Raw genomic sequence first — 22,489 nt, 5'->3', positions numbered from 1 at the left:
TCAGTAACGGAACAGCCGCCAGGCCATCAGCCGGGCCACCGCGACGATCAGCTTGGCGATCAGGTAATACAGCACCGCTGCAATGGCGAAGTACTCGAAGGTGCGGAAGGTCTTGACGTTGTAGTCCTGGGTCACGCCGGTGAGGTCGTTGTTGAGCCCCACGATCACCCCCAGCGAGGTCATAAGCACCGCCCACACCATCTGGTTGCTCAAGGGGTAGAACACCACCCGCAGCAACTGCGGCACGATGATCATGCGGTAGGCCTGGAACGCGCTCATGCCCAGCGAGCGTGCCGCGCGCATCTGCGTGGTCGGCACTGCCTTGAGCCCGCCGCGAAAGTTCTCCGCCAGGTACCCGGCGTTGTTGAAGGTGATGCCGGCCAGCAGTGCGAACCACGAACTCACGTGCAGCCCCAGCGAGCCAAGCCCGAAGTACAGGATGTAGATCTGGAACAGCGAAGGGGTGTTGCGCGCAATCGATACCCAGGCATTGCCGATGCCGCGCAACACCGGCTGCTGCGCTTCACGCATCACGGTCAAGGCCAGGGCGATCAGCACGCCGAAGATCATCGACAGCGCGGCGGTCTCGAAGGTGACCCAGGCACCGGCCAGCATGTCGGGCAGGGCGCGCAGGGCCGAGCGCCATTGGAAGGTGTAGTCAAACATGCGCGGGGCTCTCCTGTGGGGCGGCCGGTTGCAGCCAGGCCGGCAGGCGACCGCTGGCGCTGCCGGTGCAGGCGGCCTCGACGCACTCGCCAAGGCTGGCGAAATGCACCGCCCGGCCCGCCAGCCCGGGGGCGTAGTGGGCGTATTTGCCCGAGTTGGTCATCAGTGTGCGGGCGGCGGGCGGGATCACCGGCTCGCCGAGCATGCACCAGCAGGTGTCGGTCACCAGCACCGCGCCGAAGGCTTCGATCGGGGCAAGGTGGCCGGCGTCACGGGCCTGCTCCAGCACCGCACGGCCGCAGGTGATCACCAGGCTGACCGCCGGGTTGCGTGTGCGCCCGCGGCACAGCTGTGCCAGGTGCGCGAACTCGCCCAGGGAGAAGTGCGGGTTGCCCAGCGACACCAGGTCCACCTGGCTGTCACGGGCACTGTTCAGCTCGCGCCAGCTCACCAGCAGGTCGGCCAGGGCAATGCGTTTTACCGGCAGCACCTCGCCCGCGCTGACCGCCTGGGCCGGGTCCAGCGCTTCGGGTGTGACCCCGGCGATATGGAACAGCGGCGCCGCCGAGGTGGTGGCGAACGCGGCGCCGAAGGCCTTGAGGTCGTCGTGGGTCGGGGCAAAACGCTCCAGCCCTGTCACCAGCGGGATCCGGCTGCCGACCATGGCGCCGATGTGATAGCCCAGCAGCGGGTAGAACGCATCGTCCAGGTGGGTCAGCGCCGGCAGGTCGATCTGCACCCGCGCCTTGCGCTGGGCCTCCAGGTGGCAGCCGATCAGCGGCGCGCGGCCGGTCAGGGCGATGCAGATATCCAGGTAGTCGGGGTACTTCAGGGTACGCGCGCCGAGCACGCTGTTGGCGTACACCACGGCGTTGGACTCGGCCCACACGATCTGCTCGCCGAGCTTCGGCGCGCTGTCGAGCAGGTAGGGGGCGCAGGTAAAGCTCATCTGCGCGCCCATCGCCATGTAGGCATCGCCCAGCGCACTGGCAGGTTCGCCCAGCGCCGCGTCGATACCCAGTTCGCGCCAGCGGCGCTGGTCCACGGAAATCGAATTGAGGGTGGTCGGCACCCGCACCCTGGCGCCCCACTGCACCAGCTGCTGCGCAAAGCGCAGGCTGGCGGGGCCGGTGTAGATGCAGCCGTCGATATGCGCCTGGCTGATGTCCACCAGGCTGTGTGCGCCCTGCAGCTCGGCCATGCGCAGCACGATCTGCATCGCCACCTGCGCGGCCTTGCCCAGGTCGCCCGCGAGCAAGGCCTGGTCGTGGTCGGTAAGGGTGAGGGTGGTCGGGCGCGTCGCCGCCGGCGGGCTGGCGGGGGCTGCCGGCAGCGCCTCGGCGGGGGCCTGGTCGAACAGCACCAGGCGCTCGCCCTGCACCTGCGCGAAGGCCTTGCCGCGCAGGGCGGCAAAGGCCTGCTGGCCGATGCACAGCACCGGCAGCGAGCGCCCGAACAGCAACTGCGCCACCAGCACGCCCAGGGTCAGGATCTCATCCGGCTCGGCCAGCACCAGTGCCGCCGGTGCATGGCCGTTGCTGATCAGCTCCATCATCACACTGCTGCCGGTGCACGAGCCGCGCCCGCTGGGAATGGCCAGCACGCGGCCGGCCAGGTGTGCGCCGCTGAGCGGGTGATGGCGGTCGATGACCTCGCCGCTGAAGGCGTCGACACCGCCCCAGAAACTCAGGCCGATGTCGGCGAACAGCAACTCGCCACTGGCCGCGCCATCGACCAGGCTACGCCCGTTCAGGGCAGTGGAAGGGCTGGGCATGCCGGGCACCTCAGTAGTAGACCTTCGGCACGGTCAGGTCGGTCGGCGGGATATCGGTGCCTACCCATTTGACGAACAGCTCGTTGTAGCGGCCGCTACGTACCTGCTGGTTGACGAACAGGTTGAGGTAGTTGAGCAGGCCGTACTCGTTGCGCTTGGCCCCCAGCGACACGTAGTCGATCACGTAGGGTGCGTTGCCGGCGATCTTCAGGTTCTTGTACTTGCCCGACTTGAGCGTGGCGGCGGCCACGGTGTTGGTCACCACGGTGGCATCGATGTGCCCCTGGGCCACGGCCAGGATGGTGTCGTTCTGCGACTGGTAGGCGCGGAAACTGCCGCTGCCCCACTGCTTCACGTCCTTCTCCAGCGCGATGGCTTCATAGGTGCCGCTGGTGTTGCCCAGGGCCTTGCCCTTGATGTCGTCGAAGCTGTTGATGCCGGTGTTGTCGCGGGTCAGCACGACCATCTGGAAGGCAAAGTAGGGCACCGTGAGGCCGACCGTCTTGGCCCGCTCCAGGGTGTCGGAGGTGGACGCCACGATCACGTCGGCCCGCCCCGAGACCAACGCCGGGATACGGTCCGGGAACGGCGTCTCGACGATCTCGGCATCTACCCCGAGGACCTTCGCCAGGTCGTTGCAGTAGTCGACGTCGAAGCCGGCCGGCTTGTTGGCGTCGTCGCGAAAGCCCATGGGCGGGAAGTCCAGGGTCACGGCGCAGCGCAGCTTGCCGGAGCCGATGATGTCATCGAGCTTGTCGGCCTGGGCGGTGGCGATGAAGGAGGTACTGAGCACAGCGCTGAGAGCTACAACAAAAGCGGGGTTTTTCATGGAAGCCTCGTTTGTCGGAAGGTGCTGGTAGCGGGCGTATTGTGAATTTCGTATACGATATTTTTATAGCAATGCGCGTGCCTGTTTTTGCCCGCGCGATGCAATTGCTTTGCGGCCCTTGAGCCAGAGGACTTGCGTTGAATCCGGCAGGGCAGGCGGGCGGTGCGCAGGAAACGCTGGCCGGTGCCGGCGGTGTTACATATGGGAGCAGTGGGCGCGGCGGCGCACCCTAAAGGAACACACCGCGTCTAGCGGCGGGTATCGCGGTACTGGCTTGGCGACAGGCTGGTGAGGGCGCGGAACTGGCGGCTGAACGCGCTGTGGTCGGTGTAGCCGCAGCGCAGGGCGATCTCGGTGATCGGCAGGTCGCTGTGGTGCAGCAGCCGCGAGGCTTCTTCAAGGCGCACCTTGTGGATCATCTGGCGCGGGGTGAGCTGGAACACGCGCTTGCAGTTGCGCTCCAGCTGCGCGGCAGACAACCCGGCAATCGCGGTCAGCTCGGCCAGGCTCACGGGCCGTGCGAAGTGCTCGCGAATGTGCGCATCCACCGCCGCCAGGCGATCGAAGCCGGGGTGGCTGGCCTGGGGCGCCTGCAGGTCGCGGGAGATGCCGGCCAGGCCGACGATCTGGCCCTGGGTGTCGAACAGTGCCAGCTTGTGGGTCAGGCACCACACCGGCTGGTTGCCGAAGTACAGGTGCAGTTCGAGCTGGTCGGCCAGCTCGCGGCCGCTGTCGAGCACGCGGCGGTCCTGCGCGGTGTACAGCGGGCCGAAGCGTTCGGGGAACACGCTGTCGGCGGTCAGCCCCAGCAGCTCGTGGCTGTGCCTGAAGCCGCAGCGCCGCGCCAGGGTGTGGTTGACGAAGGCGTAGCGGGCCTGGGTGTCCTTGATGAAGAACACCACGTCGCTCAGCGTATCGAGCAGCGGCGCGATCGGCTGCAGGCTGCTCAGCAGGCTGGGCAGGTCGCAGGGCTGGAAGCTGTTGAGCGATACGTACATGGCGCTGACGGTCTGGTGGGCACCTTCGGGATCATAGAGATCCGGCGCCCGCCTCGAAAGCCCCGGGGTGCGTTTCATGCGGGCGGGGTGTCGTCCAGGCACAGCAGGGTCTCGATGCGCGCCGGGCTGAACGGCGGGCGCGGCGCCGAGGGCTGCCAGCCGAACAGGTGCTGCGCTGCGGCGCCGCACACCCGGCCCTGGCAGGCACCCATGCCGCAGCGGCTGCTCAGCTTGGCCTCGCGCCAGTCACGCTGGCCGGCGAGCTTGCTGTAGGGCACGTCCTCGCAGCGGCATACCAGGGTATCGGGGCGGGCCAGTTGCTTGAGCTGCGGGGCGAGGGCGAAGGCGTGGTTGAGCGCCTTGGCGAAGCCCTGCCAGCGCGCTCGCTGCGGCCAGTGGCGGGCGGCGCCCTGGCGGTCGCCCACGGCCGCCAGCCCGGCAATGGTGCCTTCCACCAGCGCCAGTTCGCTGCCCCCAAAACCAGTGCATTCCCCGGCCGCGAACAGGCCCGGCGCACTGGTGGCCTGCCACGCGTCCACGGCCAGCGCCTGGCCGTGGAGTGTGCAGCCCAGGGCCTGGCCGAGCTGGCTGTTGGGAATCAGGCCGAAGCCGCAGGCCAGGCGCTCGCAGGCCAGCTCGACCAGCTTGCCGTGCTGGCGCAGGCGCACGCCTTCGAGGCGCTCGGTGCCGAGTGCCTCCACCACATGGCTGTCGGTGCGGTAGTGGCGGTCGAACAGGCCGAACGCTTGCAGCAGCTTGTTTGGCCAGCGCGGCAGTTGTGCGGCAAAACCCGCCACCGCGCCGCGGGTTGCCTGTTCGGCAACGCCTACCACCTGCGCGCCGTTGTGCCGCGCCGTGGCAGCGCTGGCCAGCAGCAGCGGGCCGCTGCCGGCGATCACCACGCGCTGGTCGCGCACCGGCAGGCCGCCCTTGATCAGTGCCTGCAGGCCACCGGCACCGGTCACGCCGGGCAGGGTCCAGCCGGGGAAGGGCAACAGCAGTTCGCGTGCGCCGGTGCACAGGATCAGCGTGTCGTAGTCGATCACCCAGCCGCGCTCGGCGTCTTCCACCAGCAACTGGCGCGGGCCGGTGGCGGCGATCACGCGGGTCTGCGGGTGGTGTTGCACATTGTTCAAGGCGCCCACGTGCTCGCGCAGGCGCTGTGCCTGCGCCGGCACGCTGGCCTGCGGGCCGTCGCGCCAGATCTGCCCGCCGGGCCAGGGGTTGTCGTCCAGCAGCACGATGCGTGCACCGCTGGGGGCAGCGGCCAGTGCGGCATTGAGGCCGGCCGGGCCGGCGCCGATGATCAGTACGTCGGCATGGGCGCTCATGCGCGGGTCTCCACCTGCATGCCGTCGCGGCACAGGGTCTGGCAGGCCAGGCGGCGCCGGCCGTCGATGCTCACCCGGCATTCCTGGCAGATGCCCATGCCGCACAGCGGTGCGCGGCGCTGGCCGCTCACCGAGGTACGCGTGCAGCCGTCGCCAGCCAGGGCCAGTGCAGCGGCCACGCTGGTGCCTTCGGCCACGCGCAGGGCACGTCCGTCCAGGGTCAGTTCAGGCATGGGTCGGTTCTCCGAGAAAACGCTGTGGCAGGTAGGCCTGTGCGGCCAGGGGCGGGTGTTCGTCGAACAGTTGCGCCACCAGCAGGTCGGCGGTGGCCGGGGCCGTGGTCACGCCCAGCCCTTCATGCCCCACCGCCAGCCACAGGCCGGGGCGTCGCGGGTGCTGGCCCACCAGCGGCAGGCCGTCGGGGCTGGCGGCGCGAAAGCCGGTCCAGGCGCGAATCGCATTGAGCTGGGCCAGCGCCGGCACGTATTCGGTGGCGCGCTTGAGCATCCTGGCAAGCATCCAGCCTTCCACCTGCGGGTCGGTGGTGCCGAACTGGCGTGAGGCACCGATGAACAGCTGGCCGGTAGGGCGCGGCTGGATATTGCACGCGGCCGACGGGCCGCTGGCGTTGTGCGCACTGGTCACGTAGCCCAGTTCCACCAGGGTGTGGGTGACCTGGCCGGGGTAGCGGTCGGTGATCAGCAGGTGGCCCTTCTTGGGTTGTATCGGCAGTTCGGGGCACAGTTCGGTGGCCTGGATACCGTTGGCCAGCACCACGGCCGTGGCGGCCAGCCACTGGCCGTCGTCCAGGCGCACGCGGGCGCCATCCACCTCGGCGACCCGTGCCTGGCGCTGGCGAATGCGCGGCTGGTCGAGCATCCAGCGCGCGGTGGCCGGGGCATACAGAATGCCGTCGTCCTCGATCAGCAGGCCGCCCTCCAGCCCTTCGCGCAGCAGCGGTTCGCGTTCGCGCAATCGAGGTGCGCCGACCAGCTGGCAGATCACCCCATGGGCGCGCAGGTTGGCATGCTTGTGCTCGGCCACGGCCATTTCTTCAGCGTTGGCGGCCAGCCACAGGGTGCCGTTGCTGCGGTAGGCGCAGCCTTCGGGCAGGTTGCGCGCAATGTCGCGCCAGCGTTGCAGCGAGTATTGGCTCAGGGCCAGTTCGGCGGGGTTGTCGTCCAGCACCAGCAGGTGGCCCATGCCGGCGGCGGTGGCGCCGGGCAGCCCGGCATCCAGCACCAGCACGTCGAGGCCGCGCCGGGCCAGGGCCTGGGCGCAGGCCGCGCCGATGATGCCGGCGCCCACCACGATCACATCGGCGGCCAGGCCCTGGGTCACAGGCGGATGCCCCAGGCGAACGGGTCGTCCTGCTCGATGATCAGCGTGGCTTCGGCGCTGATATGCGCGCGGCCGCGAATGGTCGGCACGATGCGATCGCCGGCGGTTTCGAACGAGCCTTCGAACTGGCTGCCGATCACGCTGGCCTGGCGCCAGATCTGGCCCGGTTGCAGCTTGCCGTCGGCGGCCAGGCACGCCAGCTTGGCGCTGGTGCCGGTGCCGCAGGGCGAGCGGTCATAGGCCTTGCCGGGGCACAGCACGAAGTTGCGGCTGTCGGCGTCGGGGTCGTCGGCGAACAGCTCGACGTGATCGATCAGGCCGCCGTCCTCGCCGCGCAGGCCCTGATCTTCCAGGGCCTGCTGCACGGCAACGGTGTAGGCGGTGAGCGCGTCGAGGTTGTCGCCGCTGACACGCAGGCCGTGCTCGGCCACCAGGAAGAACCAGTTGCCGCCCCAGGCGATATCGCCGGTCACTTCGCCGATGCCGGGCACCTGCACGCTGACGGCGTGGCGATAGCGGTAGGCGGGTACATTGCGCACGCTGACCGAGTGGTCGTCGTGCAGGGTGGCTTGCACGTTGCCCACGGGGGTTTCGAGGGTGTGGGTGCCGGGGCCGATCCTGCCCAGGTGGGCCAGCGAGATCACCAGGCCGATGGTGCCGTGGCCGCACATGCCCAGGTAGCCGGTGTTGTTGAAGAAGATCACCCCGGCGCAGGCGCTGGGGTCGACCGGTTCGCAGAGCAGTGCGCCCACCAGCACATCATTGCCGCGGGGTTCGAGCATGCAGGCGGCGCGCCACTGATCGTGGTGTTCGGCCAGCTGTTGCCTGCGTTCGGCCATGCTGCCGTGGCCCAGGTCGGGGAAGCCTGCGGTGACCAGGCGCGTGGGTTCGCCGCCGGTGTGGGAGTCGATCACGGTGATGCGTTTCATGGGGCGCGTCCGTTGGGGGTATGGACGCAAGGGTGGCGGTTGGTGGGGGGTGGCGTCTTGATGGAATTGCGCGGTGTGGATGACGAAATCGGCATAGGGCCATGACATGTCCGAACTGTTGCAACGCGCCATGGCCTGGGGGTTTTGAGAGGTCAGCCTTGTTGGCCCGGCTCCAGACTGGGGTGGGGCTTGGCCATCGGCAAGTGCTCCAGCAAGGTCTCGCACACCCCCGCAATATGCTCATCCAGCAAGCCCACCGCGCGCTCCACATCACCCGCCCGGCATGCATCGAGGATCTCGCGGTGTTCGTGGTCGGCACGCTCCTTGCCCGCCGACAGGCTCATCTGCATGCGCAGGTACCGCTCCAGCTTGTCGTTCACCGAACGGATCATGCTCACCAGAAACGGTCGCTGCGCCGGCTCGTACAGGCACGCATGCAACTCCCAGTTCAACTGCGCCCAGCGGCCCACATCGTTCTCGCCAATGAACTCCTGGCAGATGCGCTCGGCCTGTTCGAACGTGGCCTCGGTCATGTTCGGGATGGCCAGGCGCAACACCTTGTCCTCCAGCAACATGCGCACCTCGAACATCTGCGCCAGCTCGAAGTCCGACAAGCGCGTGACCATCGCCCCCCGGTTGCGCTGGAACATCACCAGCCCCTCGGCCTCAAGCCGCTTGAGCGCCTCGCGCACCGGGATCTTGCTGACGTTGAACTGACGCGCGATGTCGTCCTGGCGAATCGGCTCGTCTTCGTCGAAGTGCCCGGCCACGATGGCATCGCGCAGGTGCCGGGTGATGATCTCGGACGTGGAGGGCGTGTTGCCCAGGTCCGGCGCGTTGAGTTTGGGTAGGTTCACGGTGGCAATCATTCGAGGGGATTTAGGGATATGGTATACGAATTATCTGGAAACGTTCGCCCGGGAGCGCGACGCGTTGCCACACGATGACGGCGACGGCGGCTCGAAACCGTCCCCCGACAGGCACTGGCGCAGGTGCGTCAGCAGCGTCGCGACCTTGGGCTGCGCCTGCCGGCTCTTGAGCCACGCCAGGTGAATCGGCAGGCCGTCGGTGGCCAGCGGCGCCAGCACCTGCACCAGGCTGCCGTCTTCCAGCTGACGACGAATCAGCCAGGTCGGCAGCTGTGCGATGCCATGCCCGGCCAGCACCGCGGCCACCTGGCCCTCGGCATCGCCCACCGCCATGCGTGCCGGCATGATCCGACGCTCGGTATGCCCGGGGCGGGCGGTAGGGAAGTGCCACGGGCCGACCATGCCGTCATTGAGCCCGTACACGATGCAGCTGTGGCGTTCCAGTTCGAGCTCGTTGCCGGGCTCGCCATGGCGCTCCAGGTACGCGGGGGCGGCGCAGAACACCACGCGCTGCGAGCCCAGGTAATGGTGCCCCACCGCCGCCGGCCAGCTTTGCGGCCCGCCGATGCGCACGAACAGGTCGATGCCGGCCTCGACCGGGTCCACGAAGCGGTCGGAGAAGGTCACGTGCGGCATCAGCAACGCATGCTCGCGCACGCAGGCCAGAATCGCCGGCAGCCCGTGCAGGCGCCCGAAGGCCGCCGGCAGGTCGATGCGTACCCGGCCGCGCGGCTCGGCGTCTTGGGTGCTCAGCGCCAGCTCCGCCTCTTCCAGCTCGGCCAGCACGCCGGTGCAGGTGCGATAGAACGCCGCCCCGGCTTCGGTCAGCGCCACGCGCCGTGTTGTGCGTGCCAACAGGCGCGTGTGCAGCCGCGCCTCGAGCCGCGCGACGCTCTTGCTGACTGCCGAGCCGGTCAGGTTAAGGCGCTCGGCCGCGGCCTTGAAGCTGCCCAGGTCGGCCACGCAGACGAACACGTCGATGCCCTTGAGGCGTTCCGAAGAATACATGTGCCCACCCCATTGATGAATTGCAGTCACTTTACCCGGTAAAACATATCGCCAATACGCCGGTTGTTCCCGAGTAGCCTGATTCAACCTCTACTGCACAACAGGTTGCGAGCATGCACGACACCAAGCCCACCGTCCTCATCACCGGCGCCACCGGCCAGATCGGCGGCGACACCCTGCGCTTTCTGCAAGGCGACGACACCATCGAACTGGTGGCCGCCGTGCGTTCGCCGGCCAAGGCGCAGCCCTTCGAGGCCCGTGGCATCCGCACGGTGATCATGGATTTCGACCACGAGCACACCCTGGCGCCGGCCCTGCAGGGCGTCGACCGGGTGCTGCTGGTGACCGGCTACAGCGTCGACATGCTGCGCCAGAGCAAGGCCTTTCTCGACCGCGCACGCCACGCCGGGGTGCAGCACGTGGTGCACCTGGGGGCCTGTGGCGACGACGACGCCACCATCGGCCACTGGGCCTGGCACCAGTTCGTGGAGCGCTATGTGCAATGGTGCGGCTTCAGCTTCACCCACCTGCGCCCGGAGTGCTTCATGCAGAACCTGCTCAGCTACGACGGCACCCAGGCCGTGCGCAACGGCGTGATCGAACAGTACACCGGCCACACGCGGTTCAGCTGGGTCGACGGCGAAGACGTGGCGCGGGTGGCGGCGCAGGCCCTGCTGCACCCGCAGCGCCATGCCGGGCAGACCTACCGCCTGGGCTACGACGTGAAGTCCTACGACGAGGTGGCACAGGTGATGAGCGAGGTACTCGGCCAGCCGTTTCGCTATGACGCGCAATCACCCGACGTGTTTCTCGAAAACATGCGCGCCGCCGGCGCCGAGATGGCCTACATGAGCTGCGTGCACGACAACTTCACGCGCATGGCCGCCGGCACCATCCCCGGGGTCGACCAGGTGTTCGACAACTTCCAGGCCATCACCGGCCGCGAGCCGGTGCGCTGGGTGGATTTCGTGCGCAAGCACCGGGCTGCATTCGCCTACTGATCGAATACATGTCTGAATCTTTTTGTAAGGGGTAAATGCCAGATTAGAAGCTGGTCAATCTTCATTTTAAAATACAATAGTGTATGTTTGTGCGCGGTGCGCCTTGCGCCTTCGTGCATAACAATAAAATGAGGTATTGCCCCCTATGATCGGGTTGAGACATCTGCGTATCAGCACCCGCATCACCGTGCTGGTGATCGGTATCACCCTGTTTGTCGTGTTGCTCAGTGGCTGGCTGGGGCTGACCCTGCAACGCAGCCTGCTGCAGGAGAAGATGGCCGGTGTCGGCACTGCGCTGGACACCGCATCCACCCTGCTGGCGCATTATGAGAAGCAGGCCGAGGAAGGCCACCTGAGCCGCGCCGAGGCGCAGCGCCAGGCGGCAGAAATGGTCAGCCGCATTCGCTACCTGGGCGACAACTACCTGCTGATCCTCGACCTGCAGCACCGCATGCTCATGCACCCCAAGGCACCCGCCCTGGTGGGCAAGTCGCAGGCCGATTTCAAGGACGTCAACGGCAAGCCGTTCGCCCGTGAAATGATCGACCGGGCCGTGGCCCAGGGGCGCGGCACGGTCGAGTACTGGTTTCCGCGGGCAGCCGGGCAGGCGCCGGAATTCAAGGTGTCCGAGGTGGTGCTGTTCAAGCCCTGGGGCTGGGTGCTGGCCAGCGGCATCCACCCGCAGGACGTGCGCCACGAAGTGAACACGGTGCTGCGCATGCCGGCGTTGCTGGTGCTGGTGGCGTTGCTCGGCATGGCGCTGTGCGCCTGGCTGCTGATTCGCAGCATCACCCGGCCGCTCAACCACACCGTGCAGGCGCTGGCCCGCGCCACCGATGGCCACACCGACCTGACCTTGCGCCTGCCCACCGACGGCTTCGACGAGCTGACCCAGGTGGCGCACAGCTTCAACCGCCTGGTGGAGGCTGCGCACCGCGTCACCCGCAGCATGGCCAAGGCCAGCCAGCGCATCTCCAGCACCAGCGACAGCCTGGGGCAGATCACCGAGGCGGCGCAGCGCAGCATGCAGGCCCAGCAACTGGAGACCGACAGCGTGGTCACGGCCATGAGCGAGATGGTCAGCACCGTGCAGGACGTGGCGCACAACGCCAGCGTCGCCGCCAGCGCCACCCGCGATGCCGAGCAACAGGCCACGGCCGGCAGCGCCACGGTGCGCGATGCCGGTGAGGCGATTGGTGCGCTGGCCGAGGCGCTGGAGCACAGCCGCAGCGTGGTCGACCAACTGGCCACCGACTCGGGCAGTGTCGGGCGCGTGCTGGACGTGATCACCGCGATTGCCGAGCAGACCAACCTGCTGGCGTTGAATGCTGCCATCGAGGCGGCGCGCGCGGGTGAGCATGGGCGTGGCTTTGCGGTGGTGGCGGACGAGGTGCGCACGTTGGCGCGGCGTACGCAGCAGTCGACGCTTGAGATCCAGCAGATCATCAACCGCGTGCAGGCCGGTGCCAGCCAGGCGGCGGCGCAGATCGGCGCCAACGTCGAGTCGGCGCAGCAGCCGGTGGCTGCCTCGGCGCGGGCGGGGCAGGCGCTGGCGTTGATCGATGCGTCGGCGTCCACGGTGAGCCAGATGACCTTGCAGATTGCCAGTGCGGCGGAGCAGCAGGCGGCCACGGCAGACGGTATCAACCGCAGCGTCACGCGCATCCACGACGCCTCGACGGTGAGCGCGCGCACCATCGAGCAGACGCGCCAGTCGTGTGATGAGTTGAGGGCGTTGGCGCAGCAGCTGGAGGAGCAGGTGGGGCAGGTGGTTACGGGGTAGGGCGCGGCAACGGACGTGTAGGAGCGGGCCTTGCCCCGCGAACTGGTGCGAAGCACCAGCAGGACCGGCACAGGCGGCCTGACTGCCCCGCGAGCGCAGCGCGCCCGTTCGCCGGCAAGGCCGGCTCCTACAGGTACCGCGGTGATTCGACGCTGCCAACGCAAAACGCCCCGGCAAGCCGGGGCGTTTGTTCATCTACACACGATGCCAGCGCGTTACCAAAGCGCCACGGTGTAATCCACGTTCACCCGCAGCTCGTTGTCATCCCTGAACGCCGCAGTCGAGGCAAAGTCATTGCGGTACCACGCATGGCGCAACCGCAATGCAACGTTCTTGAACGTGCCGCTCTGCACCACATACGACAACTCGATGTCCTTCTCGCTCTCGCTGAGCCCGCTGCCGCCCAGCGCATTCGGCAATTCGATGCGGCTGCCGTCCAGGTAACGCAGCATGCCCTTGAGCCCCGGTACGCCCAGGGCGACGAAGTCGTAGTCATAGCGCACCTGCCAGGTACGCTCCTTGGGGTTGAGGAACTCGCTGCTCAATGCGCCCTCGCTCACCACCATCGGCTCGGACCCGGCGATGTACGGCATCGCCGTATCGCCGCTCAATTGCATGTAGCCCAGCCCCAGGCTGTGTGCGCCCAGGCTGTAGGTGCTCATCACGCCGAAGGTACGGTTGTCGACCTTGCCGGCCCTGGCCGGGCCGTCCTCGCCGCTGATGTGGTAACGCACATCGGTCTTCAGGCGCCCGTTCGCCACCGCACGGTTGTCGACGAAGCCGACGTAGTCCTGGCGATAGATGTCCTCCAGCTGCGCATGGTAGTACTTGAGCACCAGCTGCTCGGACCACTGATAGTCGCCGCCGCCATAGGTGAAGCTGTCCGACTCGGCCGCACCATTGAAGCGCCGGTTGGGCGCGGCGACGGTGATCTTCTGGTAGTTGGTGGAATCGCGCTGGTTCATGCGGTCCAGGCGCCCGCCGCTGAGGGTCAGGTTGTCGATGTCCTGGGACTTGAACTGCACCCCGCGAAAGGTCTGCGGCAGCAGGCGCGTGGGGCTGGCGAACAGGATCGGCGAAAACGGTGCCAGGGTGCCGGCCTGCAGTTCGGTCCTGGAGACCTTGACCTTGCCGGTCAGGCCCAGCTCCGAATAATCGTCGCGCGGGTCGCGGTCCCTGGGGTCGAACGGCAGCAGCCCAGTGCCGGTGCGCGCGGGGCTGGAGTCCAGTTTCAGGCCCAGCATGGCCTGGGCATCCAGGCCGAAGCCGACGGTGCCCGGGGTGTAGCCGGAAGTGAAGCGCAGGATGAAGCCCTGGGCCCATTCGCGTGTCGCCGACTGCGCCGATTCGCCCTTGTAGTCACGGTCGAAGTAGTAGTTGCGCGCGGTCAGGGTGGCCTTGCTGTCTTCGATGAAACCCTGGGCCAGCAGTGCCGGGCTGAGCCCGCACAGGGTGCCGAGGGCGAGGGTGGTGTTGACCCGTTTCAGAGTGCTCATGGATCTGCCTTTTTTATTATTGTTGTGGGGGTTTATTCAGGGGCATGCAGCAGGACCCATTGCTGGTCCTGCACGCTCACCAGTGCACGCGCGCGCTGGTCATGGCCGAAATGGTCGGTGGCGCTGAGGTTGTACACGCCATGGGTGCCGACCACGTCGCGGGTTTGCTCCAGCTGGTCGCGCAGTTGCTGGCGAAATTGCGCGGTGCCGGGCTCGGCACCCTTGAGCGCCGCCGGGGTGGCCGCCTGCACCAGCAGCATGGCGTCGTACAGGTAGGCGCCGAACGGCGACAGGCTGTTGTCGCCGTACTTGGCCTGGTAGTCCTGCGCGTACTGGCTGGCGATGGCCTTGGAGGGGTGGCTGGCGGGCAGCTTGTCCCACACCACCACCGGGCCCACCGGCAGTATCGCACCGTTGAGCGCCTTGTCGCCGATGCGCAGGAACGCGCTGTTGGCCGCGCCGTGGGTGTGGTACACGGTGCCCTTGTAGCCCAGCCGGCGCAGCTCGGTATGCGGCAGCGCCGCCGGGGTGCCGGTGGCGCCGATCAGCACCGCGTCGGGCTTGCTGCTCATCACCTTCAGCGCCTGGCCGCTGACCGACGAGTCGGTGCGGTTGAAGCGCTCGTCGCGCACCAGCGTGATGCCTGCCGCCGGCGCCATTTCGCTGAGCACCTTGTGCCAGTCTTCGCCCCACACATCGTTGTAGCCGATGTAGGCGAGGGTCTTCACACCGTTCTGCTGCATGTGCTCGATCAGCGCCTGGGCCATCAGGGTGTTGGTCTGGGCGATGGTGAAGATCCAGCTCTGCTCGCCGCTGGCGGGGCTGAACGGTGCCAGGGCGATCTGCGCGGTCTGGCTCTCCTTGGCGATCTGCGCGACTGCTGCCGAGGTGGGCACGGTGGTCGAGCCGATCAGCAGGTCGACCTTGTGCTCGCTGACCAGCTTGCGCGCGTTCTTGGCCGCGGCGGTACTGTCGCTGGCATCGTCCAGTACCACGTATTTCACGGCCTGCCCGGCAATCTCCCTGGGCAGCAGCGCCACGGTATTGCGCTCGGGGATGCCCAGCGAGGCCCCCGGGCCGGTGGTGGAGAGAATCACGCCGACGGTCATGTCGGCCTGTGCAGCGGTCGACAGCGTGGCCAGCAACAGCAAGGGAAGAATAGGTTTCATGCAAGCTCCTGATATTGTTTTTATGGGTGTGGCAAGTGCTGCGGGGCGCTACGTGCCGGTAGCGCTGATCACCTCCGTGGTGGCGGTGGGCGCGGGTGCGCGGCCCAGGTAGCTTTCGACCACCCGGGGGTTGCTGGCCAACGCCTGGGCGTCGCCTTCAAGCACGATCTCGCCGACCTCCAGCACGTAGCCGTAGTCGGAAATCTTCAGCGCAGCGCGGGCGTTCTGCTCCACCAGCAGGATCGACACGCCGCTCTGGCGCAGGGTGTCGAAGATGGTGAAGATCTCGCCGATCACCCGCGGCGCCAGGCCCAGGCTCGGTTCGTCGAGCATCAGCAGGCGCGGTTTGGCCATCAGCGCGCGGCCGATGGCGAGCATCTGGCGCTCGCCGCCCGACAGCGTGCAGGCGGCCTGCTGGCGCCGTTCGAGCAGGCGCGGGAACAGCCCGAACACCTCATCGAGGGTCTGCTGATGGTCGCGAAAACCGCGCCGGTGGCGGCTGAAGGCGCCCAGGCGCAGGTTGTCCTCCACGCTCATCAGGCCGAACAGCTCGCGGCTCTCGGGCACCAGCACCATGCCCTGGTCGATGCGCTGGGCCACGTCGTGGTGGCCCAGCAACGCCTGGCCGGCGTAGGTCACCTGGCCCTGGCAGGGCAGCAGGCCGATCAGCGCCGCCATCAGGGTGGTCTTGCCGGCGCCATTGGGGCCGATCAGGCTGACGATCTGGCCTTCCTCCAGGTGCAGGTCGAGGTTGCGTACCGCCTCGACCTTGCCGTGGTTGATCGACAGGTTGCGCACATCCAGCAGGCGACTCATTCGACACCTCCGAGGTAGGCGGCCAGCACCGCAGGGTTCTGCTGGATCTGCAGCGGGGTGCCGCTGGCCAGGGGCTGGCCGAATTCCATCACCACGATGTGGTCGGCCAGGCCCATCACGAACTCCATGTCGTGCTCCACCAGCAGCACGCCCAGGCCCTCGCCACGCAACTGCTCGAGCAGTTGCGCCAGCGCCTGTTTCTCGCCATGGCGCAGGCCGGCGGCGGGTTCGTCGAGCAGCAACAGCAACGGGTCGCTGCACAGCGCGCGGGCGATCTCGACGATGCGCTGCTGGCCCAGCGGCAGGCTGCCGGCTGGGGTGTGCAGGTATTCGCCCAGGCCCACCCGCTGGATCTGACGCGTGGCCTCGGCGAGCAGGGCGGCTTCTTCCTTGCGTTCCAGGTGCAGCATCGAGCGCAGCAGCCCGGCCTTGCCCCGGGCATGGGCGCCGAGGGCGACGTTCTCCAGCACGCTCATCTCGCCCAGCAGGCGCACGTGCTGGAAGGTGCGGCTCACGCCCAGGTGGGCAATGGCGCGCGGCGACAGGCCTTCGATGCGCTGGCCGTTGAAGGTGATCTGCCCGGCATTGGGCGTCAGCACCCCCGACAGCAGGTTGAACAGGGTCGACTTGCCGGCGCCGTTGGGGCCGATCAGCGCGGTCACCTCGGCGGCATTCACCGACAGGCCCATGTTCTTGTTGGCCACCAGCCCGCCGAACTGCTTGAGCAGCCCCTGGGCCACCATCAGCGGCTTGCCGGCCGCCGGCATGCTGCGCCGGGGCAGGGCCGGCGCGTCATCCAGCGCCAGGGTGCGCGGGCGGCTGGCCGGCAGCACACTGCGCAGCACCGGCAGCAGGCCGCCGCGGGCGTATTGCAGCACCAGGATCACCAGCACGCCGAAGAAGATCATCTCGACGTTGTCGGCATGCCCGAACAGCTGCGGCAGCACGTCCTGCAGCACCTGCTTGATCAGGGTCAGCAACGCTGCGCCCAGCAGCGCGCCCCACAGGCTGGCGACGCCGCCCAGCACGATCATGAACAGGTACTCGATGCCCATCACCACCGAGAACGGCGTGGGGTTGACCACCCGCTGCAGGTGCGCGTACAGCCAGCCCGACAGGGCCGCGAGCAGGGCGGCGGCGATGAACACCTGCAGACGGCTGCGTGCGGTATCGATGCCCATCGCCTCGGCCATCCCGGCCGATTCCTTGAGGGTGCGGATGGCACGGCCCTGGCGGCTGTGCAGCAGGTTGTCGAGCAGCCACAGGCTGGCCGCCAGCAACAACCCGATCAGCACGGCGAAATCGGCCGAGCCGCTGATCTGCCAGCCCAGCAGCTCGATGTTCGGCAGGTTCTGCAGGCCGCCGAAGCCGCCCAGGCCCGGCAGGTTGCCGAACAGGTAGAACAGCGCCAGGCCCCAGGCCAGGGTGCCGATGGGCAGGTAGTGCCCGGCCAGGCGCAGGGTCAGCAGGCCCAGGCTGGTGGCCACCACCAGGGTGATCGCCAGCCCCGCCAGCAGGCCCAGCCACGGCGACAGGCCGTACTGGGTGGTGAGCACCGCGCTGGCGTAGGCGCCAATGCCCACGAATGCGGCCTGGCCGAACGAGGTCATGCCGCCGATGCCGGTCAGCAGCACCAGGCCCAGGGCCACCAGGCTGTACAGGCCGATGTAGTTGAGCAGGGTCACGTGAAACGCGGGCAGCACCAGCGGCGCCAGGCCCGCCACCAGCAGCAGGGCCAACAGGGGGATCAGTCGCAGGGCCATCAGTGTTGCTCCTCCAGATGCGGGTTTTTCAGCGACAGCCACAGCAGCACTGGGATCACCACGGTGAACACGATGACCTCCTTGTAGGCCGAGGCGCCGAAGTTGGCGAAGCTCTCCAGCACGCCGACGAAGAACGCACTGGCCGCGGCTATCGGGTAACTGGCCAGGCCGCCGAAGATCGCCGCCACAAAGCCCTTGAGGCTGATCAGAAAGCCCGAGTCGTAATACAGCGTGGTCAGCGGGCCGATCAGTACCCCGGAGATCGCGCCGATCAGCGCGGCCAGGCCGAACGCGGCCTTGCCGGCCAACTGGGTGGGGATGCCCACCAGCTGCGCGCCGGTACGGTTGAGCGCAGTGGCACGCAGCGCCTTGCCGTACAGGCTGTGGCCGAAGAAGGCATACAGCAGGCCGATCAGCAGCAGCGCGCTGCCGATCACCAGCAGGCTCTGCAGGCCCACCGGCAGCTCGCCGAGCATGAATACCGACTCGGCCAGGGCCTCGGTGCGCACGCCCTCGGCGCCGAACATCAGCAGGCTCACGCCCACCAGCGCGATATGCACCGCCACCGACACGATCAACAGCAACAGCACCGAGGTCTCGGCCACCCGCTGGTACACCAGGCGGTACAGCAACGGCCCCAGCGGCGTGACCAGGGCCAGGGTCAGCAGGATCTGCAGCAGCGCCGGCAGGCTCGCCAGGTCGAGGTTGCCCAGCACCGCCCACAACAGCAGCGGCAGGCTCAGGTAGCGCGCCAGCAGGCCCGGCAGCCGGCGCCATTGACGGCGCCGTGCGGCGTCGGTGCAGTCCAGTGCGCAGGCGGCCAGCGAGCAGCCCAGCAGCAGCCACACGGTGCCGGGCATCAGGCCCAGCTGCAGGGTGGCCAGGGTCAGGGCGCTGTAGGTGACGAAGTCGCCCTGGCACACCAGGATGGTGCGCGTCACCGAGAACACCAGCACCAGGGCCAGCGCCACCAGTGCGTAGATCGCGCCCGTGGTCAGGCCGTCCTGGGCAAGAAACGCCAGTATCGAGAAATCCATGGGCAGGCCTCAGCGAGCAGTGGGCAAGGGGGAGGTGGGATGCCGGTCGCAGAGGGCGGTCGGCGTCGGTGCGGCGGTGCCGTACCGGGGGCGTGACGGGTCGGGCGCGCAGGGCGGGACCCGGCGAGAGCGTGCAGGCGCGTGCATAGTGAAGTACTCGTTTTCTATTCTTATTGTGGTGCGCCCCTGCCCGGGGCAGGGCAACATGCAAGGCGTTTAAATACACATGTGCATGTGTATGTATAGACTACGCGGGAAGGTGGGCGGCTTGTCAACAGGCGCCGCAGCGGCGCGCCTGCATTCGCCGATTTATTCGATTATCTATTTGAATTTATTGAATAAATATTTTTCAAGACGAGCGTGCCAATACCCGCTGGATGGCGGGTAATGGATATACAAAGATACATTTGTGTATTTGCAATGTGCCGAGCGGGTCGGCACAGGCGCTCAGGCCGGGGCGTGGCTGCACGCGGGGAGGAGGATGCCGGCCATGCGCTGGCTGCGCGCCAGGCGTTGTTGCGGGGTGTCTTCGCTGTGCAGCAGCGACAGGCTGATCTGGTAGGCGTAGATCAGGTAGGCGCGGTCCTGGGCTTCGTCGCTGGGCACGCCGGCCTGAATCAGCAGCCCCTCGATGTAGTTCAGGCGATGGCTGTCCACCTCGTCGATGGCCTGGCGCGCCTGCTTGTCGCGCCGCGCCCAGCCGCGGATGCCCAGTTCGATCGAGGCGGCGTCCTTGGCGGTCTGGCCGTGGGAAGGCAGCTCCAGCAGGCGCTGCAACTGCTGCAGCGGCGAGCTGTGGGCCGTGCGCAGGTTGAGGATCACATCCTCGGTGGCGCGTGCGCGCCAGTTGCCCAGGATGCCTTCGAGCAGTTCGCCGCGGCTTTTGAAGTGGTAGTAGAAACTGCCACGGGTGATCTTCAGTTCCTTGGCCAGGGTGTCGACGCGCACGGCGTCGACGCCGCTGGTGACAAGCACTTCCTGTGCCGCATGAATCCAATCTTCCCGCGTGAGGTTGGTGCGTGATGACATTGTGTAGGGCCTTGTCCAACAAGCTGGATAAGCGCCAGGGCAGCGCAGGGTTCGACGCTTGGCCTTGGCAGCAAACCGTCATTCTAACGCCCGCCGCAACGGCGAAGCTATTGCCGGCATTGGCCACAAGGCCAGTGCCGGGTGTCCGCATCCTGCCATGCATGACAGTACATAGGTGTAGGTACGGCTGCTCATTATTTGAAAATAGTCATGTTTTTTCATTGACTCAGGTCAAAACGGTAAATAGCATGCAGATACACAACTGTATGTTAAGAATAAAAACCGGAGGCCGACATGAGCGCAACTGCAAAGACTCTGCTCGCAGCAGGGCACCACACCCACTACCACGAGGCCGGCCAGGGCGAGCCGCTGTTCCTGCTGCACGGCTCGGGCCCGGGTGTTTCGGGTTGGGCCAACTGGGCCGCCAGCGTGCCGGTGTTCGCCGACCGCTGGCGGGTGATCGTGCCGGACATCGCCGGCTTCGGTTTCACCGAGTTCAAGGATGACGCCCGGTACGACATCAAGCTGTGGGTCAGCCACCTGATCGGCATCATGGATGCCCTGGATATCCAGAAGGCCTCCTTCATCGGCAACTCGTTCGGCGGCGCCCTGGCCATCGGCCTGGCGGTGTTCGCCTCCGAGCGCGTCAACAAGCTGGTGCTGCTCGGCACCCCGGCCGGCGAGTTCGTGCAGACCCCCGGCCTGCGCGGCGCCTGGGAATACGAGCCGTCGCTGGCCAACATGCGCCAGCTGATGGAGCTGTTCCCCTACGACAAGGCGCTGATCACCGACGCCATGGTGCAGGCCCGCTACGAGGCCAGTGCCCGGCCCGGTGCCCAGGCCGCCTTGCGCAAGCTGATCCCGCAGCCCGCCGCCGAAGGCCAGACGATGGTCAAGGGCTTCCCCGCCGCCGCGCTGGCCAAGATCGTGGCGCCGACGCTGGTGGTACACGGTCGCGAAGACCGTGTGGTGCCGCCGGAGTGCGGGCTGCTGATCGCCAACAGCATTGCCGACGCCGACCTGCACCTGTTCGGGCGCTGCGGTCACTGGGTCCAGAGCGAGCAGCCACGGCGCTTTGCCGCGCTGGTTCGCGACTTTCTCGGCGAGTAATCCGGCATGAGCAGAAACGTGATGGAGCGGGTGCTGTGGCAGCTGTGCGTGGAGCGCGCGGCCAAGCAGCGCTTTCGTGAAGACGCCGCAGGCTTCGTGCAGCGCTTCGCCCTGGCCCCCGACGAGGCGCAGATGATCCTCGACTTCGACGTGGCCGGCCTGCAGGCGGCCGGGGTCAACCCGATGCTGACCATGGGCTTCTGGCAGGAGCTTTCGCCGCAACGCAGCATGCGCGTCTACAAGCAGCGCCTGGGCTGTACCGATGAACAAGGCGCGGGGTTTTCCGCCGCGCTCAAGGGGTGAACCGATGGGCAAGATAGTGGGCGGCTTTTGGATGCCGCATGACCCGGTGATGTTCGTGGCGCCCGAAGCGCCACCGGCCGCACAACGCGATGCCGTATGGGGCGCCTATGCCCAATGCGCCGAGCGCCTGGCCGCCTTGCAGCCCACGGCGGTGATCATCGTCGGCTGCGATCACTACATCCTGTTCGGCCCCCATTGCCTGCCGCGCTACGTGATCGGCACCGGCGACGTGGACGGCCCCATCGACCGCCTGCCAGGCCTGGACCGGGGCGTGGTGCGCAACCACCAGGCGCTGGCCGAGCACATCGTCCATCACGGTGAAGGGCAGGGCGTGGACTGGACCGTGGCGCGCAGCTTCACCGTCGACCATTCGTTCTCGATCCCGCACCAGCTGGTGGTCAAGCCGGCCGAGGCCCTGCTGGGCCGTGAGCTGCCGAGCATCCCGGTGTACCTGGCGTGCGGCGTCGACCCGTACATCTCGCTGGAGCGCTCGGCCGACCTGGGCCGGCAACTGCGCGCGGCAGTCGAGGCATTCGACGCCGACGAGCGCGTGGTGATCATCGGCAGCGGCGGCATCAGCCACTGGGTAGGCACCGTCGAGATGGGCCAGGTGGCCGAGGACTTCGACCGCGAAATCCTTGCCCACGGGGTCAACGGCGACCTGCAGGCACTGTGTGCCTACCGCGACGAAGACATCCTGCGTCGGGCCGGCAACGGCGCGATGGAAATCCGCAACTTCGCCTGCGCCATGGCCGCCCTGGAGCGTCCGCGCGGTGAAGTGATCGCCTATGAAGCCGTGCCCGCCTGGGTCACCGGCCTGGGCTTTGTGCAACTCAACAACGAGGAGCCGGCATGAGCCGCGTACTGCTTTGCCAGCGTGACGAGCTGGCGCCGGGCGAACTGAAGAAGGTCGCCAACGGCGATGGCGATGCCCTGTGCGTCTACAACCTGGGCGGCACCTTCTACGCCACCACCGACATGTGCACCCACGCCACCGCCTCGCTGGCCGAAGGCGACATGGAAGACGACCTGATCACCTGCCCGGTGCACTGGGGCCAGTTCCATATCCCCAGCGGCAAGGCCGTGACCTTCCCCTGCGAACGGCACCTGCGCACCTACAAGGTCATCGTCACCGACCGCGAGGTGTATGCCGACACGGCCCTGGAAGCCGACGAGGCGCTGGCCGACGCCGACAGCCCGGTCTGACCGGGCGCCGTCCAACCGCATACCTGTGAGT

The 22,489-nt window shown here is 67.5% G+C and carries 22 protein-coding genes and 1 pseudogene; 7 read left to right on the top strand and 16 right to left on the bottom strand.

Features of this window, described 5'->3' with window-relative positions; genetic code table 11:
* The 10 genes from LOY33_RS15505 to LOY33_RS15460 form a co-directional block, all read right to left on the bottom strand.
* The gene (locus LOY33_RS15505) at positions 1–666 is read right to left on the bottom strand and encodes an amino acid ABC transporter permease (protein WP_043861058.1); all 666 of its coding nucleotides are present in this window, start codon (positions 664–666) and stop codon (positions 1–3) included.
* Positions 659–2,440 (bottom strand): aconitase X, encoded by a 1,782-nt coding sequence (locus tag LOY33_RS15500; protein WP_078480793.1) that lies wholly within the window; start codon positions 2,438–2,440, stop codon positions 659–661. Before LOY33_RS15500 ends, LOY33_RS15505 begins: the two co-directional genes overlap by 8 nt.
* A 10-nt stretch (positions 2,441–2,450) precedes the next feature.
* Positions 2,451–3,269, bottom strand: coding sequence for a transporter substrate-binding domain-containing protein (locus LOY33_RS15495; RefSeq protein ID WP_043861060.1), 819 nt, complete (start codon positions 3,267–3,269; stop codon positions 2,451–2,453).
* A gap of 248 nt (positions 3,270–3,517) precedes the next feature.
* The gene (locus LOY33_RS15490) at positions 3,518–4,267 is read right to left on the bottom strand and encodes an AraC family transcriptional regulator (RefSeq protein WP_043861061.1); all 750 of its coding nucleotides are present in this window, start codon (positions 4,265–4,267) and stop codon (positions 3,518–3,520) included.
* Positions 4,268–4,341: 74 nt separating this feature from the next.
* Complete coding sequence (locus LOY33_RS15485; RefSeq protein ID WP_258659353.1) at positions 4,342–5,598, bottom strand: FAD/NAD(P)-binding oxidoreductase; 1,257 nt, start codon at positions 5,596–5,598, stop codon at positions 4,342–4,344.
* Entirely contained in the window at positions 5,595–5,831 is a 237-nt protein-coding gene (locus tag LOY33_RS15480) for a 2Fe-2S iron-sulfur cluster-binding protein (RefSeq protein ID WP_043861063.1), read from the bottom strand. Before LOY33_RS15480 ends, LOY33_RS15485 begins: the two co-directional genes overlap by 4 nt.
* Positions 5,824–6,939, bottom strand: a complete 1,116-nt coding sequence (locus tag LOY33_RS15475; protein WP_309475757.1) for an FAD-dependent oxidoreductase — start codon at positions 6,937–6,939, stop codon at positions 5,824–5,826. The genes LOY33_RS15480 and LOY33_RS15475 overlap by 8 nt, the downstream gene beginning before the upstream one ends.
* Positions 6,936–7,868 carry a 4-hydroxyproline epimerase gene (locus LOY33_RS15470; protein ID WP_100633773.1) on the bottom strand — a complete coding sequence of 311 codons (933 nt, stop codon included), beginning with the start codon at positions 7,866–7,868 and terminating at the stop codon, positions 6,936–6,938. Before LOY33_RS15470 ends, LOY33_RS15475 begins: the two co-directional genes overlap by 4 nt.
* A 152-nt stretch (positions 7,869–8,020) precedes the next feature.
* Positions 8,021–8,725 (bottom strand): GntR family transcriptional regulator, encoded by a 705-nt coding sequence (locus tag LOY33_RS15465; RefSeq protein WP_043861088.1) that lies wholly within the window; start codon positions 8,723–8,725, stop codon positions 8,021–8,023.
* A 42-nt stretch (positions 8,726–8,767) separates the two neighbouring features.
* Positions 8,768–9,745 (bottom strand): LysR family transcriptional regulator, encoded by a 978-nt coding sequence (locus tag LOY33_RS15460; RefSeq protein WP_088515457.1) that lies wholly within the window; start codon positions 9,743–9,745, stop codon positions 8,768–8,770.
* A 113-nt stretch (positions 9,746–9,858) separates the two neighbouring features.
* Between LOY33_RS15460 and LOY33_RS15455 the strand changes: the two genes are divergently transcribed.
* From LOY33_RS15455 to LOY33_RS26095, 3 genes and pseudogenes are all read left to right on the top strand, one after another.
* Complete coding sequence (locus LOY33_RS15455; RefSeq protein WP_054916111.1) at positions 9,859–10,746, top strand: SDR family oxidoreductase; 888 nt, start codon at positions 9,859–9,861, stop codon at positions 10,744–10,746.
* A gap of 145 nt (positions 10,747–10,891) precedes the next feature.
* Positions 10,892–11,665, top strand: a pseudogene (locus LOY33_RS26100) (cache domain-containing protein); the annotation flags it as partial.
* Between the two features lie 30 nt (positions 11,666–11,695).
* A complete protein-coding gene (locus tag LOY33_RS26095) occupies positions 11,696–12,529 on the top strand; it encodes a methyl-accepting chemotaxis protein (RefSeq protein WP_371920459.1) in 834 nt (277 codons plus the stop codon).
* Positions 12,530–12,744: 215 nt separating this feature from the next.
* Here LOY33_RS26095 and LOY33_RS15445 read toward each other — a convergent pair whose 3' ends face one another.
* The 6 genes from LOY33_RS15445 to LOY33_RS15420 all read right to left on the bottom strand — a co-directional run bounded on the left by LOY33_RS15445 (position 12,745) and on the right by LOY33_RS15420 (position 19,839).
* A complete protein-coding gene (locus LOY33_RS15445) occupies positions 12,745–14,025 on the bottom strand; it encodes an OprD family porin (protein WP_258659352.1) in 1,281 nt (426 codons plus the stop codon).
* 32 nt (positions 14,026–14,057) lie between these two features.
* On the bottom strand, positions 14,058–15,194 hold the full coding sequence (locus LOY33_RS15440; protein WP_043861069.1) for an ABC transporter substrate-binding protein: 1,137 nt from the start codon (positions 15,192–15,194) through the stop codon (positions 14,058–14,060).
* A 48-nt stretch (positions 15,195–15,242) separates the two neighbouring features.
* The gene (locus tag LOY33_RS15435) at positions 15,243–16,001 is read right to left on the bottom strand and encodes an ABC transporter ATP-binding protein (RefSeq protein ID WP_229589366.1); all 759 of its coding nucleotides are present in this window, start codon (positions 15,999–16,001) and stop codon (positions 15,243–15,245) included.
* Positions 16,002–16,006: 5 nt separating this feature from the next.
* Positions 16,007–17,773, bottom strand: a complete 1,767-nt coding sequence (locus LOY33_RS15430; RefSeq protein WP_258659351.1) for an ABC transporter permease subunit — start codon at positions 17,771–17,773, stop codon at positions 16,007–16,009.
* The gene (locus LOY33_RS15425; RefSeq protein WP_043861071.1) at positions 17,773–18,810 is read right to left on the bottom strand and encodes a branched-chain amino acid ABC transporter permease; all 1,038 of its coding nucleotides are present in this window, start codon (positions 18,808–18,810) and stop codon (positions 17,773–17,775) included. The genes LOY33_RS15430 and LOY33_RS15425 overlap by 1 nt, the downstream gene beginning before the upstream one ends.
* Before the next feature lie 447 nt (positions 18,811–19,257).
* Positions 19,258–19,839 carry a TetR/AcrR family transcriptional regulator gene (locus tag LOY33_RS15420; protein WP_043861072.1) on the bottom strand — a complete coding sequence of 194 codons (582 nt, stop codon included), beginning with the start codon at positions 19,837–19,839 and terminating at the stop codon, positions 19,258–19,260.
* 294 nt (positions 19,840–20,133) lie between these two features.
* Here LOY33_RS15420 and LOY33_RS15415 point away from each other — a divergent pair, with 294 nt between their 5' ends.
* From LOY33_RS15415 to LOY33_RS15400, 4 genes are read left to right on the top strand one after another with little or no spacing between them, the layout of a single operon-like run.
* Complete coding sequence (locus LOY33_RS15415) at positions 20,134–20,949, top strand: alpha/beta fold hydrolase (RefSeq protein ID WP_258659350.1); 816 nt, start codon at positions 20,134–20,136, stop codon at positions 20,947–20,949.
* Between the two features lie 6 nt (positions 20,950–20,955).
* Positions 20,956–21,252, top strand: coding sequence for an extradiol ring-cleavage dioxygenase (locus tag LOY33_RS15410; protein ID WP_043861074.1), 297 nt, complete (start codon positions 20,956–20,958; stop codon positions 21,250–21,252).
* Between the two features lie 4 nt (positions 21,253–21,256).
* Positions 21,257–22,108, top strand: a complete 852-nt coding sequence (locus tag LOY33_RS15405; protein ID WP_054916106.1) for a protocatechuate 3,4-dioxygenase — start codon at positions 21,257–21,259, stop codon at positions 22,106–22,108.
* Positions 22,105–22,458 (top strand): non-heme iron oxygenase ferredoxin subunit, encoded by a 354-nt coding sequence (locus LOY33_RS15400; protein ID WP_043861076.1) that lies wholly within the window; start codon positions 22,105–22,107, stop codon positions 22,456–22,458. The genes LOY33_RS15405 and LOY33_RS15400 overlap by 4 nt, the downstream gene beginning before the upstream one ends.
* Positions 22,459–22,489: the final 31 nt, after the last annotated feature.

This window comes from Pseudomonas sp. B21-036, from assembly GCF_024748925.1.
Lineage (GTDB): Bacteria > Pseudomonadota > Gammaproteobacteria > Pseudomonadales > Pseudomonadaceae > Aquipseudomonas > Aquipseudomonas palmensis.
This window is presented reverse-complemented; position numbering and strand designations above follow the sequence as displayed.

Excerpts from the sequence above, each read along its gene's own strand:
- LOY33_RS15455 (WP_054916111.1), top strand. The coding sequence starts at position 9,859 with ATGCACGACACCAAGCCCACCGTCCTCATCACCGGCGCCACCGGCCAG.
- LOY33_RS15485 (WP_258659353.1), bottom strand. The coding sequence starts at position 5,598 with ATGAGCGCCCATGCCGACGTACTGATCATCGGCGCCGGCCCGGCCGGC.
- LOY33_RS15425 (WP_043861071.1), bottom strand. The coding sequence starts at position 18,810 with ATGGATTTCTCGATACTGGCGTTTCTTGCCCAGGACGGCCTGACCACG.
- LOY33_RS15405 (WP_054916106.1), top strand. The coding sequence starts at position 21,257 with ATGGGCAAGATAGTGGGCGGCTTTTGGATGCCGCATGACCCGGTGATG.
- LOY33_RS15495 (WP_043861060.1), bottom strand. The coding sequence starts at position 3,269 with ATGAAAAACCCCGCTTTTGTTGTAGCTCTCAGCGCTGTGCTCAGTACC.
- LOY33_RS26095 (WP_371920459.1), top strand. The coding sequence starts at position 11,696 with ATGGCCAAGGCCAGCCAGCGCATCTCCAGCACCAGCGACAGCCTGGGG.
- LOY33_RS15410 (WP_043861074.1), top strand. The coding sequence starts at position 20,956 with ATGAGCAGAAACGTGATGGAGCGGGTGCTGTGGCAGCTGTGCGTGGAG.
- LOY33_RS15480 (WP_043861063.1), bottom strand. The coding sequence starts at position 5,831 with ATGCCTGAACTGACCCTGGACGGACGTGCCCTGCGCGTGGCCGAAGGC.
- LOY33_RS15440 (WP_043861069.1), bottom strand. The coding sequence starts at position 15,194 with ATGAAACCTATTCTTCCCTTGCTGTTGCTGGCCACGCTGTCGACCGCT.
- LOY33_RS15500 (WP_078480793.1), bottom strand. The coding sequence starts at position 2,440 with ATGCCCAGCCCTTCCACTGCCCTGAACGGGCGTAGCCTGGTCGATGGC.
- LOY33_RS15490 (WP_043861061.1), bottom strand. The coding sequence starts at position 4,267 with ATGTACGTATCGCTCAACAGCTTCCAGCCCTGCGACCTGCCCAGCCTG.
- LOY33_RS15470 (WP_100633773.1), bottom strand. The coding sequence starts at position 7,868 with ATGAAACGCATCACCGTGATCGACTCCCACACCGGCGGCGAACCCACG.
- LOY33_RS15460 (WP_088515457.1), bottom strand. The coding sequence starts at position 9,745 with ATGTATTCTTCGGAACGCCTCAAGGGCATCGACGTGTTCGTCTGCGTG.
- LOY33_RS15505 (WP_043861058.1), bottom strand. The coding sequence starts at position 666 with ATGTTTGACTACACCTTCCAATGGCGCTCGGCCCTGCGCGCCCTGCCC.
- LOY33_RS15420 (WP_043861072.1), bottom strand. The coding sequence starts at position 19,839 with ATGTCATCACGCACCAACCTCACGCGGGAAGATTGGATTCATGCGGCA.
- LOY33_RS15445 (WP_258659352.1), bottom strand. The coding sequence starts at position 14,025 with ATGAGCACTCTGAAACGGGTCAACACCACCCTCGCCCTCGGCACCCTG.
- LOY33_RS15430 (WP_258659351.1), bottom strand. The coding sequence starts at position 17,773 with ATGGCCCTGCGACTGATCCCCCTGTTGGCCCTGCTGCTGGTGGCGGGC.
- LOY33_RS15415 (WP_258659350.1), top strand. The coding sequence starts at position 20,134 with ATGAGCGCAACTGCAAAGACTCTGCTCGCAGCAGGGCACCACACCCAC.
- LOY33_RS15400 (WP_043861076.1), top strand. The coding sequence starts at position 22,105 with ATGAGCCGCGTACTGCTTTGCCAGCGTGACGAGCTGGCGCCGGGCGAA.